This is a genomic window from Sinomonas sp. G460-2, assembly GCF_047759905.1.
Classification (GTDB): Bacteria; Actinomycetota; Actinomycetes; order Actinomycetales; family Micrococcaceae; genus Sinomonas.
Map to the genome: position 1 here is coordinate 1 of NZ_JBKZWT010000067.1, position 15,398 is coordinate 15,398.

15 protein-coding genes are annotated in these 15,398 nt (G+C 69.3%); 3 read left to right on the forward strand and 12 right to left on the reverse strand.

What is annotated here, in order from left to right:
- Positions 1–77 precede the first annotated feature (77 nt).
- The 12 genes from fliG to ACLN58_RS09065 all read right to left on the reverse strand — a co-directional run bounded on the left by fliG (position 78) and on the right by ACLN58_RS09065 (position 11,772).
- Complete coding sequence (gene fliG / locus ACLN58_RS09010; RefSeq protein WP_415854918.1) at positions 78–1,097, reverse strand: flagellar motor switch protein FliG; 1,020 nt, start codon at positions 1,095–1,097, stop codon at positions 78–80.
- Positions 1,094–2,737, reverse strand: a complete 1,644-nt coding sequence (fliF, locus tag ACLN58_RS09015) for a flagellar basal-body MS-ring/collar protein FliF (protein ID WP_415854919.1) — start codon at positions 2,735–2,737, stop codon at positions 1,094–1,096. Before fliF ends, fliG begins: the two co-directional genes overlap by 4 nt.
- On the reverse strand, positions 2,737–3,072 hold the full coding sequence (fliE, locus tag ACLN58_RS09020; protein WP_415854920.1) for a flagellar hook-basal body complex protein FliE: 336 nt from the start codon (positions 3,070–3,072) through the stop codon (positions 2,737–2,739). The genes fliF and fliE overlap by 1 nt, the downstream gene beginning before the upstream one ends.
- The gene (locus ACLN58_RS09025) at positions 3,069–3,464 is read right to left on the reverse strand and encodes a flagellar basal body rod protein FlgC (RefSeq protein ID WP_415854921.1); all 396 of its coding nucleotides are present in this window, start codon (positions 3,462–3,464) and stop codon (positions 3,069–3,071) included. Before ACLN58_RS09025 ends, fliE begins: the two co-directional genes overlap by 4 nt.
- Positions 3,461–3,802 (reverse strand): flagellar basal body rod protein FlgB, encoded by a 342-nt coding sequence (locus tag ACLN58_RS09030; RefSeq protein ID WP_415854922.1) that lies wholly within the window; start codon positions 3,800–3,802, stop codon positions 3,461–3,463. Before ACLN58_RS09030 ends, ACLN58_RS09025 begins: the two co-directional genes overlap by 4 nt.
- Positions 3,803–3,913: 111 nt before the next feature.
- Entirely contained in the window at positions 3,914–5,866 is a 1,953-nt protein-coding gene (locus ACLN58_RS09035) for an amino acid transporter (RefSeq protein ID WP_415854923.1), read from the reverse strand.
- A 128-nt stretch (positions 5,867–5,994) separates the two neighbouring features.
- Complete coding sequence (locus ACLN58_RS09040; protein WP_415854924.1) at positions 5,995–6,288, reverse strand: hypothetical protein; 294 nt, start codon at positions 6,286–6,288, stop codon at positions 5,995–5,997.
- The gene (gene fliS / locus ACLN58_RS09045; RefSeq protein ID WP_415854925.1) at positions 6,281–6,664 is read right to left on the reverse strand and encodes a flagellar export chaperone FliS; all 384 of its coding nucleotides are present in this window, start codon (positions 6,662–6,664) and stop codon (positions 6,281–6,283) included. The genes ACLN58_RS09040 and fliS overlap by 8 nt, the downstream gene beginning before the upstream one ends.
- A gap of 13 nt (positions 6,665–6,677) precedes the next feature.
- Positions 6,678–8,105: a flagellar filament capping protein FliD gene (gene fliD, locus ACLN58_RS09050; RefSeq protein ID WP_415854926.1), complete on the reverse strand. Its 1,428-nt coding sequence runs from the start codon at positions 8,103–8,105 to the stop codon at positions 6,678–6,680.
- Positions 8,106–8,304: 199 nt separating this feature from the next.
- Positions 8,305–9,462 (reverse strand): flagellin, encoded by a 1,158-nt coding sequence (locus ACLN58_RS09055; protein ID WP_415854927.1) that lies wholly within the window; start codon positions 9,460–9,462, stop codon positions 8,305–8,307.
- A 130-nt stretch (positions 9,463–9,592) separates the two neighbouring features.
- A complete protein-coding gene (locus ACLN58_RS09060; RefSeq protein ID WP_415854928.1) occupies positions 9,593–10,849 on the reverse strand; it encodes a penicillin-binding transpeptidase domain-containing protein in 1,257 nt (418 codons plus the stop codon).
- Positions 10,768–11,772, reverse strand: a complete 1,005-nt coding sequence (locus tag ACLN58_RS09065) for a transglycosylase domain-containing protein (RefSeq protein WP_415854929.1) — start codon at positions 11,770–11,772, stop codon at positions 10,768–10,770. Before ACLN58_RS09065 ends, ACLN58_RS09060 begins: the two co-directional genes overlap by 82 nt.
- A gap of 269 nt (positions 11,773–12,041) precedes the next feature.
- Between ACLN58_RS09065 and ACLN58_RS09070 the strand changes: the two genes are divergently transcribed.
- The 3 genes from ACLN58_RS09070 to flgK form a co-directional block, all read left to right on the forward strand.
- Positions 12,042–13,916 carry a DUF222 domain-containing protein gene (locus tag ACLN58_RS09070; RefSeq protein ID WP_415854930.1) on the forward strand — a complete coding sequence of 625 codons (1,875 nt, stop codon included), beginning with the start codon at positions 12,042–12,044 and terminating at the stop codon, positions 13,914–13,916.
- Between the two features lie 245 nt (positions 13,917–14,161).
- Positions 14,162–14,644, forward strand: a complete 483-nt coding sequence (locus tag ACLN58_RS09075; RefSeq protein ID WP_415854931.1) for a flagellar protein FlgN — start codon at positions 14,162–14,164, stop codon at positions 14,642–14,644.
- A gap of 11 nt (positions 14,645–14,655) precedes the next feature.
- Positions 14,656–15,398, forward strand: a 743-nt coding sequence (flgK, locus tag ACLN58_RS09080) for a flagellar hook-associated protein FlgK (RefSeq protein WP_415854932.1), incomplete at its 3' end; no start/stop codon positions are given.

Here is a 15,398-nt window from a genome sequence, read left to right on the forward strand (position 1 = left end):
TGAAGCCCTCGGCCTCTCCTGACGGGTTGAGCGTGGGGTAGACCACGGGCCGGGTGGAGGCTTCACGAGGTGCTGTCTCAGTAGACAAGATCGTCCTCCTCGCCGCGGCGCACGGTGATCGCGCCGCTCGCCTCGAGCTCGCGGATAGCCCGGACGATCGAGGCGCGCGCCTCCTGCACCTCGGAGGCGCGGACCGGGCCCACGGCCGAGATCTCGGACTGGAGGATCTCGCGGTTGCGGTCCGAGACGTTGTTGTTGATCGCGTCGAGCACGGGCGGGGCGGCGCCCTTCATGGCGCGAGCCAGGACGCCCGCGTCGACGCCGCGCAGGATCTGCTGGATGTCGCGGCGCTCGAGCTTGACGATGTCCGCAAACGTGAGCATCTTCGAGCGCACCTCCTCGGCGAGCTCGGGATCGCGCTCGTGGAGGCCGTCGAGAACCGCCCGCTCCGTCGAGATGTCGGAGCGGTTGATGATGTCCACGAGCGGCTGCACGCCGCCGATCACCTCGACCTGCCTGCGGCCCGGTCCGAGGGCGGCGCCGGTGCGGGACTTGAGGCTCTCCGCGACGATGCTCACGGCCTCGGGCGTCGCGGAGCCCATCGTCGCGAGGGCGTGCGCCACGTCGATGGCCTGGGCGCCGCCGAGGCCCGCCATGACTTCCGAGGCCTTGTCCGGCCGCAGGTGCGCGAGCACGAGCGCGATCGTCTCGGGGAGCTCGCCGTCGAGGAGCGTGAGGAGCTGGGACGGGTCCACGCTGTCGAGGAACTCGAACGACTTGCCGGCCATGGTGGACGCGAGCCGATCCATGACCCCCGCGGCGCGGTCCGCGCCGAACGACGATTCGAGGAGGCCCACCGCGAGGTCGCGCCCGCCGCGCGTGGTCCGCCGGCCCGCGACCGCGATCTCGTGGAACTCCGCGATGACGTGTTCCGACACCGTCGCGTCGACGCGGCTGAGCCGGACGATCTCCGCGGCGATGTCTTCCGCCTCGGACTCGCTGAAGTGCCCCATGACCTTCGCCGCGTTCTCCGGGCTCATCTGCATGAGCACGATCGCGACCTTCTGCGTCCCGGTGAAGAGGTCCGCCGGCGTCATACGCTCTGCCTCTCGTCCATGAGGCCCCGCAGGAACTCCGCGGTCTTCTGCGGCTCGATCGCGCCGAGGCGATCCACCTGCGCGCGGCGTCGCTCGGCGTCGAGCACCTCGGCGCCCGGATCCGGCAGGGCCGGGAGGGGCTCTGCCGCGGGGAGCGCGACGGTCGCCGGGGCCTCGAGGATCGCCGGCGCGTCGACGTCGTCGAACACGATGTCTCCGCCGAGATCGAGCGGCTCGCGGACCGCCATGCGGCGCGAGCGGACCCACAGGAGCACCGCGGCGACGAGGATCACGAGCAGCGCGATGCCCGCCCACATGACGTTGGTCCACAGCTGCGCCTGGGCCTTCGTGGCGTCGTCCGCCTGCTGCTGCGCGAGCGCTGCCCTGGCCTGGTCCGCCGCAGAGGTGCTGAATGGCACCACCTGCATCGAGAGGACGTCGCCGCGCGACGCGTTGATGCCCGCCGCGGCGGAGACGAGCGCGTTGAGATTCTGGATGTTGAGCCCGTTCGCCGCGGACTGGTTGATCGCGACGGACACCGATTGCCGCTTAAGCGCTCCGGCGGGGATCGTGCGGTCCTCCGTGACCTTGTTGACGGCGTTGTCCTGCGTGTTGGTGGTCGAGTCGTAGTTGCCGTTGCCGGCCGAGCCCGCGCCGCCCGCGCCGCCCGTGCTCGTCCCCGAAGGCACCGCGATGTTGTCCGGCCCGAGGACGCCCGAGGCTCCCGCGCCACCCGTCCCCGCGTATTTCTCCGTCTTGCTCGACTGGCTCAGCGGGGCCGTGTCCTTGTTGCTCGAGAACGTCTCCGACTTCTGCTGCGCGGACTGTTGGTCCACCTCGGGGATCACAGCGACCGTCGCGTTGCCGGGCCCGAGGACCCGGTCGAGGACGGCCTGGACCGCGGCTTGGGTGCGCTGCTGATAGTCCGCGGCCTGCTTCGAGCCATTCCCGCTGCCGCCCGCCCCTCCGGAGCCGACGGCGGAGAGCACGTTGCCCTGCGAGTCCACCACCGAGACGTTGGCCGGCTTGAGCCCCTGGACCGCGGCGGAGGTCAGGTGGACGATCGCGTCCACCTTGTCGCTCGAGAGCGTCTGGCCCGGCAGCGTCTGCACGAAGACAGATGCAGTGGGGTCCGCCTGCTGCGACGTGAAGACGGTCTGCGCGGGGATCGCGAGCTGGACCGTCGCGGTCTTGACGCCGTCGAGGTGGGAGATCGTCGTGCCGAGCTCGCCCTCGATGGCCCGCTTGTAGGTGACGTTCTGCTGGAACTCCGAGGACGTCACGCCCATCTTGTCGAGGAGCGAGTAGCCGGTCGCGGGCGCCGCCGGGAGGCCCGCCGCCGCGGCCTTGAGCCGCTCGTCGTAGACCTTCTCCTGCGGGACAAGCACGGTCGAGCCGCCGTCGGACAGCTGGTACGGCACGTTGTCCTTGCCGAGCTGCTGCACCACGGCGCTCGCGTCCGCCCCTTGGAGCCCCGTGAAGAGCGGCGCGTAGCTCGGCTTCATGAGCCACGAGGCGAGCGCGACGCCGCCGAGCACAAGGACCGCGAGGCCGATGATCGCGACCGTGCGCTGGCCCACGGTGAAGCCCTTGACCGTCGCGGCGAAGCGCCTCCCGAGCGCGGTGACGAACGGCGGCATCAGCCCTGCATCCTCATGATCTCGTTGAACGCGTCGACGGCCTTGTTGCGCACGGTCGAGGCGAGCTCGAGCGTCACCTGGGCGCGGGTCGCCGCGATCGTGGCGTTGTGGATGTCATCGAGGTTGCCCGTCACGGCCTGGACGGCGAGCTGGTTCGACGTCGACTGGAGCTGCTGGAGATTGTCGACGGCGCCCGCGAGGCTCGCACCGAAGTCGCCGCTGGACGCTTGGGCGCCCGCCGCCGTCGTCCGTGCCGCTGGCGAGACGGACGACGACGCCGGGGCGGCAACGCCGGCGACCACGGCGCCGATCGGGCCGAGGGCTGCAAGGCTCATGAGGACTTCCCGATCTGGAGGGCCGCTTCGTAGATGTCGCGCGCGCGGTCCACGACCTGCGCGTTGGCCTGATAGCCGCGCTGGGCCATGATGAGCGCGCCCATCTGCTCGTTGAGGTCGATGTCCGGGTACCGGACGTAGCCGTCCTTGTCCGCGAGCGGGCTGTCCGGCTGGTAGGCGAGCCGACCCGTCGCGTCGCCCTGCGGCGTCCCGCTGACGTAGACGCCCGAAGTCCCCGGGCCGGCCTGCACCTCGATGTACCGGGCCTGGAACGCGGGCCCGCTCGTAGGCGCGGCCGTGTTGACGTTCGCGAGGTTGTCCGAGATGGCGTCAAGCCACTTGCGATGCACCGTAAGCGCGGTGCCGGCGATGCCGATGGCGTCGAACGTCATGCCGTCCTCATCGCCGCGCGCACGCCCGTGAACTCGGCGTTGATCGCCTGCGACGCGAACTGGTACCGCAACACGGTGTCGACGTTCGAAAGCGTCTCGGTGTCGAGGTTCACGTTGTTGCCGTCGGTGCGCGTGGGCTCCTGCGAGACCGCCGTCGTCGCGGCGACGCTTCCGTGCCCGGCCGCGACCGAGGAGGCGAGCGCCGACTCGAACTGGACCCGCTTCGCGTGGTAGCCCGGGGTGTTGACGTTCGCGATGTTGTCCGCGATGGCCTGCTGGCGAAGCGACAGTCCGTTGAGCGCGCTCGTGAGCGCGGCAGAGGTCACGGAATCGAGCACACAGTCCTGCCTGGGTCGGGAGTGGCTGGCCGATCCGTGGCCAGGTTCTTGCGAGCAGTCCGTGCTCAGGGGCAACTATCGGCAGTGCGCGGCGGCGCGTTAGACGCAGCGCTAGCCGACGTGGACCCAGGGGCGCTGCGTGACCTCCGGGACGGCCTGGCGGAGCACCTCGCGCGTCACGGGGGCGATCTCCCCCTCTCCGAAGAACATGAAGCGCAGCAGGTTCCGCACCGGATTGCCCTCGGTCCACCGGAAGTAGACGTGCGGCATGAGCCCCGAGACGTCGCGGATGTGCAGCAGCACGGACGCGATCGTGTTGGGGATCACGGGCCCGTGCACCTCAAGCACGCGGTAGCCGTGGCGCAGCAGCCCGTGGACCTCGAGGGCCGTTTCGAAGTCCGAGGAGTCGTCGAGGAACACCTCGAGGAACACGACGTTCTCATCGGCCGCGAGATGGCTCGTCTCCCGGATGGATTCGAGCTTATGGAGGTAGGCCTCGCTTGAGAGCTCCACCGGCTCATGGGCGATGACGTGGAGGGCCCGCGCGTCCCGCGAATCGAGGAAACCGCGCGCCTTCTCGTCGAACTGGATGCTCGTGGCGTGCAGCTCAAACGAGCGCTTGGCCCGTGAGACGAGCGAGACGACCACGATCGCCGCGATGAAGATGGCCGCGATCTCGAGGCCTTCCGGGCGCTCGACCATGTTCGTCAGCGTCGTGTAGACGAAGGCCACGGCGATGATCCCGAATCCGACCACGAGCCTGCCCTGCCGCCTGCGCCGCGCCGACAGGGTCACGGCCACGGCCGCGGACGTCATGAGCACGAGCACGCCGGTCGCGTACGCACCGCCCTGCGCGTCGACGTTCGCCGAGAAGATGAGCGTGACGAGGAACCCGATCGCGGTGAACACGAGCACGAGTGGCCGCATCGCCTTGGTCCACTGCGGGGCCATCCCGTACCGCGGCAGATAGCGCGGCACGAGGTTCAGGAGCCCGGCCATCGCGGACGCACCCGCGAACCAGAGGATGGCGATCGTGCTGAGGTCGTAGACGGTGCCGAAGCCCACGCCCAGATACTCGTGGGCCTGCAGGGCCAGGGCGCGGCCGTCCGCCGGTCCTCCCGGCTGGAAGTCCTGCTGGGGTATGAGGATCACGGTCGTGAAGCTCGTGGTGAGGAGGAAGGCGCTCATGATGACCGCCGCCCCCGTCAGCAGGCGCTTCGTGCCCCGGATGCGACCGGTCGGATTCTCCTCGGTGTCACTCGCGTCGCCCCGGATCTGCGGCATGACGGCCACCCCGGTCTCGAAGCCCGACATTCCAAGGGCGAGCTTGGGGAACACCAGGAGGGCAACCGCGATCATGAGGAGCGGGTTCCCCTGCGAGGTCACCGCCGCGTGCCACCAGTCCGAGACCTGGATCGGGTGGGACAGCAGTTGGCCCAGCGTCACGACCACGAGGATGGCATTGAGGCCCAGATAGATGCCGACGAGCACCACGGCGACGCCGATCGCCTCCCTGAATCCGCGCAGGAACACCGCCCCCAGCAGGGCGAGCAGCACCAGGGTGACGGCGACGTTCTGGCCCTGCAGCCAGCCGGGCATGAGCGGATTCGCGATGAGGTGCGCGGCGGCGTCCGCGGCGGAGAGAGTCATCGTGATGACGAAGTCCGTTGCCGCGAAGCCGATCAAGGCCAGCACGAAGAACTTGCCGCCCCAGCGCGAGAGGAGCCGTTCGAGCATCGCGATCGAGCCCGAGCCGCTGTGGCTCTCGACCGAAACCCTCCGGTACACGGGAAGCGCCCCGCAGAGCATGACGATGACGAGCAGTATCGTGGCCAGCGGCGACAGCACGCCAGCCGCGACCGCGGCAATCGCGGGCGCGTAGCCGAGTGATGAGAAGAGGTCCACGCCAGTCAGGCACATCACCTGCCACCACGAGTGCTTCCGCTCGTTGGGGCGCGGGACGGCGTGGGGCCCCTGATGGAGCGCCTGGGTCTGATGCAGATCGTGGAGCAGCCAGCTCCTGAAGGAGCCGGATGTCACCCGTGGTTGACTCAAGGCTGTCATGAGAAGCCCTCCCGACTCGGCGTGCTGATCACCCCAGTCGAGGCGACCGTAACACCGGCCGCGCGGGCGGACACCCGGATTTACGGGTTTTTAATATCCGGCGGACACTCCAGCCGGCGGAATCCGGCCTACCCCGTGACGTCGAGATACAGGGCCGCGCCCTGGCGACGGGCTGGGATGGCGTCCAAGGCAGCGAGGTGACGCCCCGCCGTCGTCCGCGCCTCCTCGAAGCGCGCGGTGAGATCGCCCTGCCGGCTCAGCACCGCGACAGCGCGCTCGAGGAGGCGCTCGGGAAGCGGCCCGAGGTCGCCGGGCGGGGTCCAACGTTCGACGGCGGGAGCCAGCTGCGCGTCGAGACGTCGCTCAGCGTCGTCGAGGTCCGCGACGAGCCGGCCGAGCACTTCGTCCCACGTCTCAGACAACCGCGGCACCTGCGGCCGCGTGCCACGCCTCCTGGAGCGGCTCGAGGAGGCCGATCGCCTCGCGCGTGCGGGCCACGTCGCGGTGGATGTTCGCGTTGACGAGTGCCACGCGCACGTACTCGTAGATGGCGCGCAGGCCGTCGGCGCCGTCCCATCCGTCTGGCCTGAGGGTGGCCGTGAGCTCGGCGACGATGTCCTGCGCGTGCAGGAGGTTCTCGCTCGCGGACGGCCAGTTCGCGGCGTTCTGCGCGATCTCGGCGCGGCGCAGGTCGAGCAGAAGGCGGTCGTACAGCATCGTGAGGAGCCGGGCAGGGCTCGCGGAGAGGATCGCGTCGCGGTTGTACTGCTCGCGCGCACGGGCTATTTGTATGGTCACGGGTGGCTCTCCCTTACTTCGAGCTCGAGGACGAGGACTGCGACGAGGGGGCGCCCGGGAGCCCCGCGATCTGGCTCGTGAGCCACGACTGCTGCGACTTGAGCGCCCCGAGGGACGTGTCCATGGCGTTGTAGAGCGCCGTGAGCGCCGCCTTGCGGTCGGCGAGGCGCGTGTCCCAGTCGCTGATCTGGCTCGCGAGGTCGGACACCTCGGACTGCCGGCCCGCGATGAGCGCCGTGACCGATCCCGTGACGGGGTCGGAGGCGTTCTTCGCGGCCGTCGCGACGCGACCCGCGATCTCCTGGAGCGCCGACTCCGTCCCCGCGGGATCCGCTGCGAGGGCGGCGCCAAACTTGGCCGAGTCGAACGTGAAGCTGCCGTCCTGCTGGATGCTGATCCCGAATTCCGAGGGCGAGTGCCCGCTGCTCGTCGGGAGGTACAGGGCGTTCGTGATCGAGTCGGAGATGCTGCCCACGGTCGAATCCCCCGTGAACAGGCCACCTGCGGCCGACGACCCGCCGGTCGAGTTGATCGTCGTGGTGACCTTGGTGTTGTCGGAGATGTTGCTCAGGAGGTCGTTGACGGCGGCGACGAGATCGTTGGCCTGCTTCGTGACGCCCGCGTTGTCAGCGCCCACCGTGATCGTCACGCTGCCGCCCACCGCACCGCTCGCGGCGGTGACGTTGACTCCCGGAACGATGTTGGTGAACGTGTTCGTCGACGACGTGATGGTCTGCGCCGCGGCCGTCCCCGCGTAGAGGGTCGCCGAGGCGTCCTGGGCGGCGGTGACGATCGCGGCTCCCGGCTGGGCCATGAGATCCGTCGCCGTGCCGCCGGTCACCTGGGCGCCCGTGCCCTGGTAGACCTTGAAGGCGCCGGCCGCGCCGGACTGTGTCGCGGTCAGCTGGAGCCGGTAGAGCGGGTTGCCGCTCGCGTCGGTGCCTGCGGCGACCTTGAGGGCCTTGGCGGGACCGCCGGAGGCGTTGATCGCACTCACCACATCGTCGAGCGATGTGCTCGCCGGGGTGATCTGCGTCTGCTTGCCCGTCGCGTCGACGAGGGTCAGAGCGGAGGGCGCACCGGTGGTGTCGGTGGGCCACGTGCCCATCGCCGACGTGACGTCGACCTGGGTCTGGGCCAGCCGGTTGAACGTGAGGCTGAACGTGCCCGCCGTGGCCGTGGGCCCCGCCGTCGCGGTCACCGCGGTGTTGCTCGTCGTCGTCGTGAAGAGGTTGAGCGCGCCCGGCGCCGAGGCCTTGCTCGCGAGGCCGCTCAGCGCGGACGCCTTGCCGTTGAGCGTCTGGAGGACGCTGATCATGCTCTGATCGTCCGCCTGGGTCTGCTTGAGCTGCTGCTGCGGCAGGGCCTCGACGGCCATGAGCGAATTGATGATCGAGGTGAGGTCGAGCCCGCTGCCGAGCCCATTGATCGAGATAGCCACGTGCGTGCTCCTTGAGTCGCGTCGCGTACCGCTTGCCCGTCAGGGCTTGCCATCGGTGCTTGCCCCCGGGTGCTTGCCCCCGGTGCGTGCCACCGGTCCTTACCCCCGGCGCTTGCCGGTGTGGGGAGAGGCCGACGGCGGCCAGAGGGTCGGTGCCCCTTGGCCGCCGGCGGCGGTGGTTCCGTTGCCGGAGCCCGTGTTAGCCGAGGAGCTTGAGGATGCCCTGGCTGGACTGGTTGGCCTGGGCGAGCATCGCCGTGCCGGCCTGCGAGAGGATGCTGTCCTTCGTGTAGTTGACCATCTCGGAGGCCATGTCCGTGTCCGTGATGTGGGAGTTGGCCGCCGAGAGGTTCTGCGACGAGATGTTCGCGATGTTGATCGCGTGGGTGAGCCGGTTCTGGGCGGCACCGAGTGTCGCGCGGGCACTCGAAACGTAGGCGATCTGCGTGTCGATGAGCGAGATCGATGCCTGCGCGCCGGAGGCCGACGTGAAGTCGAGGCCGCCAGTCGCGCCGGCCGCGCCTGCCGCGAAGCCCGTACCAGGAGCGACCGTCGCGTCGACCTTGCCACCCGAAATGGCCTTGATGTTGAGCCCTGTGGCCGCACCAGTGGAGTCCCGCACCACGGTCGCCACCATCTTGCCGGCGAAGCCGGCATCGGCGTTGAGCGCGTTGGCCACGTCCGAGGCCGACTTGTACGTGCCCGCCGCACCCAGCGTGACGGTCACGGCGCTCGTCGTGGTGCCGTCGGTCACCGTGAACTTCTGCGCGCCGGCCACGGTCGCCGCGCTCGCGTCGGTCAGGGCAAACGTGGCACCCGTGTTGCCCACGCCCAGGGCGGAGGCGATGCTGCTGACGTTGGCGTTCGCGAGGTTGAGGCCGATCTGGCTGTTCGCGCTGCCGTCCGAACCAATCTGGAAGTTCAGGTTGGTCGCGGAGCCGTTGAGGAGCTTGATCCCGTTGAAGTTCGTCGCACCGGAGATGCGGCCGAGCTCGCTCACGAGGTTCGTGGCTTCCGACGAGATGGCCGCACGCGACGCGGCGTTGTTCGAGTCGTTGCCGGCCTGGACCGCAAGATCGCGCATGCGCTGGAGGACCGAGTGGACCTCGCCGAGCGCGCCGTCGGCGGTCTGGACCAGGCTGATGCCATCCTGACCATTACGGGCGGCGATGTTGAAGCCGTTGACCTGGGACTTGAGGCCTTCCGAGATGGAGAGGCCGGCCGCGTCGTCGGCGGCGGTGTTGATCCGAAGGCCGCTCGAGAGCTTGCCCATCGAGATCGACATGTCGTTGGACGTCTTGCTGAGGTTGAGGTAGGCCTGCATGGCCGAAAGGTTGGTGTTGACGGTCAGAGCCATCGTGAATCCTCCGTGAGTGAGAAGTGGGTGTTGCCTCGGGCCCATCCGTGGGCCCTCGACGCTCACTATCGGCAGGTCTGGCTCGACCGTTAATCTCGACCGCTAATCTCGAACGCTCATGCCGCCTCCCCTACCCCGTGATCAGGTGCCGCGGAGGCGCGTCGAAGCCGCCGCCGTCGTACAGTCGCGCAGCCTTCTGCATGTAGTACGCCCATTGCGGGCCGGCGATTAAGGCGCCGTCGACGCTCGCGTAGTGCCGCCCGTTGACCCACACGTCTCGCCCGATCCGCGCGCTCGGGTCGTTGAGCGCCTCGCCGAAGAAGGAGGCGGTCGCGAGCCCGCGCGTGTAGCCGACCACCCACGTCTGGCTGTTGTACTGGTTGGTGCCCGTCTTCGCGGCGGCCGGGACGCCGAGCTTGATCGTCGAGCCCGTACTGTCCTTGATATTGGCGCCCGATCCCTTCGTCAGGACGTCCTCCAGGACATTCGTGACGGCCTTCGCGACCTCAGGATTGATCGCCCCGGTTTGGCAGTCCGGCGTCTGGCCGCTGATCTTGCGTCCCTGCGCGTCGGTCACCTCGCGAATCGAGACTGGCGCGCAGTAGGTGCCGTTGCTCGCGAACGTCGCGAACGCGCTGGCCATGGTGAGCGGCGCGACGTTCTCGCCGCCCAGCAGGTTGCCGAGCGTCGCGAGATCGAGCTTGGCGTCCTTGCCCTCGCCCCGGTGAAGCCTCAGTGCGTCGGCGGCACGCTGGATGTTGCAGAAGTCGCTGAGCCCGGCAGCGGAGGCAAAAGTGGCCGTGTTGATCGACTGGTAGACGCCCTCGCGCACGGACATCCGGCGGTACCAGTTGGGCTCGTCGTTCTGGAGGCTCCGCGCCGCGCCAAGGCTCAGCTCGCTGTCGTTATACGCGCCCATGACCCGCCCGCAGGTGCTCCGCCACGGGTGGTTGAGGGGGTAGACGCGGCGAGAGGCGTCAACGGTCTGGTTCGTCGGCCTGCCCTCTCCGAGCCATGCGGCGAGCGTCACGGGCTTCATCGTCGATCCCGGCTGGAACCCACCAGCCCCGCCCAGATCGTTGCCGCTCGCGTCCGCGGCGTCGACGTTGAAGTTGTAGCTCGTCACGAGTCCCGCGCCTTGATCCCTGAGCTTGCGCGAGTTCTGGGCCATCGCGAGGACGTTGCCTGTGCCCGGCTGGACCGTCACGAGCGAGGCGCCCCACTTGTCGGGGTTTGGCCCTACCGTCGCGTCGACCTGCTCCTGCGCCGCGGCCTGGAGGCGCGTGTCGAGCGTCGTCGTGATTGTCAGGCCGCCGCGCATGACCTTGTTTGCCCTGCCGTCAGCGGTGTCGCCGAAGGCCGGATCGCTGAGCACCTGGTTGAGCACGAAGTCGCAGAATACTGGGCATGGGCCGCGTACGCGCAGCCCTGCTTGGGCGGGTTGAGCTTCGCCCCCATGGGGGTCTTCACGGCGTCGTTGTGCTGCTGCTCCGTGATGTATCCGTGCTCGAGCATCGCGCCGAGCACCAAGTTGCGTCGCTTGAGCGAATGTTCGGGACGCGCCACAGGATCGAACAGCGCCGGCCCGTTCACGAGCCCCGCGAGCGTTGCCGCCTGCGGCAGCGTGAGATCCTTCGCGTCCACGGAGAAGAAGTACTGGCTCGCGGCCTGGATCCCGTACGCGTTCCGGTTGAAGAACACGATATTGAGATAGCCCTCGAGGATCTGGTCTTTCGTGAACTGCCTCTCCAGGGCGATGGCGAGCTTCATCTCTCGAAGTTTGTGGCTCAGCTGCTTCTGCTGGCCGTTGAGCACCACCTCCTCATGCCGCCCCTCGGCCATGAGGTGATCGTTGATGACGTTGGCCACGTACTGCTGCGTGATGGTCGAACCGCCCTGTCGCCCCCCGCGGAGGTTGGAGATGACTGCCCGCAGGATGCCGGTCGTGTCCACCCCGCCGTGCTCATAGAAGCGGTAGTCCTCGACGGCGACGATCGCGTTCCTGATGTTCGGCGACATCTTCTCGAGCGGCACAGCGACCCGGTTCTCATCGAACACGGAGGCGAGGTGGGAGCCATCCGCGGCGACGATCTTGGTCACCTGCCCGGGAGGCGTCACCGTGAGCTCGCTCGGGAACCTCGCGAACAGCTTCGACGTGCCCTGCGCTGCGCTCCCCATCACGACGACGGCGGGCACCAAGAGCCCGGCGACGAGCACCCCGCACAGGGCACTGACCGTGACGAACGCGGCGAGCCTCCCCCACACCGTCGCCGGGCGGAATTTCCGCCGGTTTGCCTTCTCCTCGCGCACAAACGCCTCCCCCAGAACGTCCCCCAAATAGACACATATGCTACGGACGGGAAGCACCACTGAGACGATCGGCCTGACCACTGACACGAGGGGATACGAGGATTACGGTCCGGAGCCCGAAGCGCCCGGCACGAGACGGGGACCCGTCAGGCGAAGCGGGCCCGTCGGGCGAAGCGGACCCGTCAGGCGAAGCGGGCCCCTCAGGCGGCCGGCCTATTTTGTCGGTGGGTCTCCATAGGCTGGAGGTGTCTTGAAAGGGGGAGCAAGGCATGGACCAGAAGCGATTCGCGGCGGAGCCCGACGAGTGGATCCTCGACGCCTGGTTCACCGATCAGGAGGACTCGCTCCTGAACGGAACCGTGACCCTGCCCCTGGCCTCATACCTCACCGCCTCTGGGGCGCTGGAGATGGCCGAGGCCGCTGACCGGCTCATCGGCTGGGCCACCGCCATGAAACTGCGCGCCTTGGCTCGCGTCGAGCAGGCGATGGGCGAGGAATGGCACGGCCGCCGCGAAGAACAGCCCGAGCGGCTCGGGGGCGAAGAGACCCATGCTTTAGCCGTCGCCGAGGTCGCCACAGCGTGCGCTGTCTCCGAGAACGCGGCGGCACGCCTGCTCCACGACGCCGCCGACCTCGCAGCCCTGGGCGGATCCCAATGGGAGGTCCTCGAAGCCCTCGAAGACGGCCAGGTCTCCCCCGCTCATCTGCGGGTCATCCTCGATGCCTCGCGCACCGTTCCCGCCGAGTGTGCGGAGAAGTTCTCCCGTGCCGCCCTCCAACGCCTCTCGACCCGCACTGGTCGGCGCCGAACCCCGAGCGAGCTGCGCGCGTGCCTGCGCAAGCTCCGCGAGAAGATGCACCCCGAGCCCCTCGAAGCCCGAACGAAAGCCGCCCGCCGCGAGCGTGGGGTCTGGTTCGCACCCGACCCCGACGGGATGTGCACCCTCACCGCCCACCTACCCGCCGAGGCTGGCCTCGCCATCTACACGGGCCTGGACCGAGCCGCCCGAGCCGCGAAATCTCACGCTGTTCCGAACTACGCAGAGCCGAACCACGCTGTTCCGAACCACGCAGAGCCGAACCACGCTGTTCCGAACGCCGCACCGAACAACGCCGCGCCGAATTTCCCCGCTGCGAACGGTGCCGCGCTGCCCTACCCCGCAGCGCTCAGCTCCGCATCGGACCCCTCAGTCGTGTCTCCCGCCATCACCCGAGCCGCGGAGGAGCGCACCCTAAACGAGCTGCGGGCCGACGCCCTCGTCGAGCGTTTCCTCGGCAGTCCCGGAGCCTCGAGCGACGGCTTGGGCAACGGCCTGGGCGACGGCCGGGACGCGCACTCAGGCGAGGGAACCGGAGCTCTTCCGTTCCGCCCCGAGATTGTCGTCACCATCCCCATCGGGCTTGCCCTCGGCGCCGACCAAGCCGCGGGCACAGCGGGCGCCCACCAAGCCGCAGGCAGCGGGAACGCTGCCAACGCCGGGAACACGGGGAACGCCGCCAACGCCGCAATCGACGCCGGGATGCTCGCCTCGGCCGAGCTGGAAGGCTACGGGCCCATCGACGCGGCCACGGCGCGGCGCCTCGCCGCCCTCGCCCCCACCTGGTTCCGGCTCTTCACGGATCCCGTCACTGGCCGGGCGCTCGGAGTCGGGCGCACCGCGTATCGCCCGCCCCAAGCCCTGCGCCGCTACCTCGCCCATCGCGATGGAGGCTGCGCCTTCCCAGGCTGCACCCACCCAGTCCGGGGATGCGAACCTGACCACACCATCGAATGGCAACACGGCGGCGGCACCGATCCAGGGAACTTGGCCCTGCTATGCCGCAAACACCACGCCCTCAAGTCCATCGGCGCGTGGACCTACACGCACGTGAACACCAACACCCAACCTCCCACCGGCACTGGCACCGACACCGACACCGACACCGACGATTCCGGCCACGGCCACCTCATCTGGCGCTCACCCCTCGGCCGCACCCACACCACCGAGCCCAACGACGAGTTGCAACCCGTCCGCCCCCTCACTCCTCCCCAGGACCCCCCACCGCCCTATCCGCAAAACACCCCGCCGCCGGGCCCCCTGAGCACTGCGCCGCCCGACCCCCTAAACACCCCACCGCCCAACCCCCAACCCCCGCCGTTCTGATCACCCCCGCGCCCATCGGCGGGCGCGCCAATCACCCCGCCCCGCCAATCACCCCGCCCAGCCCAGCCCAGCTCGGCTGCCCCCACACCCAGCTCGGCTGCCCCCACACCCTGCCGCGCCAATCAGCCTCGCCAACCACCCCGCGCTAATCAGCCCGCCGCGCGTGCCGATAGTTCAGGTCACAAGGCGCGCACCCGCGTCTCGTCCGACCCTGTTGGCCTCATGGATGAGGAGTTGGCCAAGGAATGGCGATCCACGACTTGTCGGCCCAGCTCTGGCACGAGCGCGAGTTGCTGGATCTGCTGACGTTCAAGCTGGAGGAGGAGCAACTGCTCCTGACCGCCGGCAAGACGCGCTGGCTCTCGCACGCGACGCGTGAGGTCGAGCAGGTGCTTGAGCGCTTGTCCTCCGCGGGGCTTGCGCGCGCGGTGACGGCCGCCGCCGTCGCCCATGAATGGGGGCTCCCGGAAGAGTCGACGTTGAGGGACCTCGCCGCCGCCGCCCCGGACGGGCCGTGGGCGGAGATCCTCTCGGCACATCTCAAAGCCATGTCGGAGCAGGCGGCCCTCATCCGCCAGCTGCGCGACGCGAACGCACAGTTCCTCCGCGCCGCTTCGCGTTCCACGCAGGAGACGCTCGCCGAGACGCAGTCCAGCGCCAAGACCTACGATTCCCGCGGACGCGCTGCACGCCTCGACGGCGGGCGCCTCTTCGACCGGGACCTCTGAGGAAGGCCTACGTGAGCACCTTCGGAGCCCTCAACACGGCCTATCGCGGACTCTCCGCCGCCCAGCAGGCCATGGATCTGGCCGGGCAGAACATCGACAACGTCGGCACCGACGGATACACCCGCCAGCGCATCGACCAGTCCGCCCTGGGTCCGGTGGCGCAGGAAGGCCTCGCGGCCACGGGCCCGCGCGTGGGCCAAGGCGTCTCCGTGGATCGAATCGAGCGCCTCGGTAACGCGCTGCTCGACGCCTCGGTGCGCAGCACGGCGTCGTCCGCTGGCTACACCGCGCAGAGGTCCGCGGCCTACCAAGGCATCGAGGCGACCCTCCAAGAACCGGGGAGCAACGGCGTCGCCGCCCAGCTTCAGTCCTTCTGGGCGGCGTGGCAAGACGTCGCGAACCAGCCTGGCGAGGCGGCCCCGGCGGCCGCCCTCCTCCAGAGCGCGAGCCAACTCGCTGCGAAAATCTCCGGTGGTTACGCGGCGCTCAGCGATCAGTGGTCGGCCACACGCTCCGACGCGCAGGGCATGGTCGGGTCCCTCAACAGCGCGGCGCGCCAGGTCGCGTCACTCAACAAGAGCATCCGGTCCGCCCTCGCCGCGGGTGGCTCCGCGAATGAGCTCATCGACGCGCGGAACCGGCTCACGCAGACGATCGCGTCCCTCGCGGGCGGAACTGTGCGCGACGAGCCCGACGGGACGGCGACCGTCTACCTCGGCGGCAACGCGCTCGTGAGCGGCGACACCGCCCGCGC

What these genes read in the sequence shown, in the direction of transcription:
- fliG (WP_415854918.1), bottom strand. Translation starts at nt 1,097, where the DNA reads ATGACGCCGGCGGACCTCTTCACCGGGACGCAGAAGGTCGCGATCGTG.
- ACLN58_RS09070 (WP_415854930.1), top strand. Translation starts at nt 12,042, where the DNA reads ATGGACCAGAAGCGATTCGCGGCGGAGCCCGACGAGTGGATCCTCGAC.
- ACLN58_RS09055 (WP_415854927.1), bottom strand. Translation starts at nt 9,462, where the DNA reads ATGGCTCTGACCGTCAACACCAACCTTTCGGCCATGCAGGCCTACCTC.
- fliE (WP_415854920.1), bottom strand. Translation starts at nt 3,072, where the DNA reads ATGAGCCTTGCAGCCCTCGGCCCGATCGGCGCCGTGGTCGCCGGCGTT.
- ACLN58_RS09075 (WP_415854931.1), top strand. Translation starts at nt 14,162, where the DNA reads ATGGCGATCCACGACTTGTCGGCCCAGCTCTGGCACGAGCGCGAGTTG.
- fliF (WP_415854919.1), bottom strand. Translation starts at nt 2,737, where the DNA reads ATGCCGCCGTTCGTCACCGCGCTCGGGAGGCGCTTCGCCGCGACGGTC.
- ACLN58_RS09025 (WP_415854921.1), bottom strand. Translation starts at nt 3,464, where the DNA reads ATGACGTTCGACGCCATCGGCATCGCCGGCACCGCGCTTACGGTGCAT.
- ACLN58_RS09035 (WP_415854923.1), bottom strand. Translation starts at nt 5,866, where the DNA reads ATGACAGCCTTGAGTCAACCACGGGTGACATCCGGCTCCTTCAGGAGC.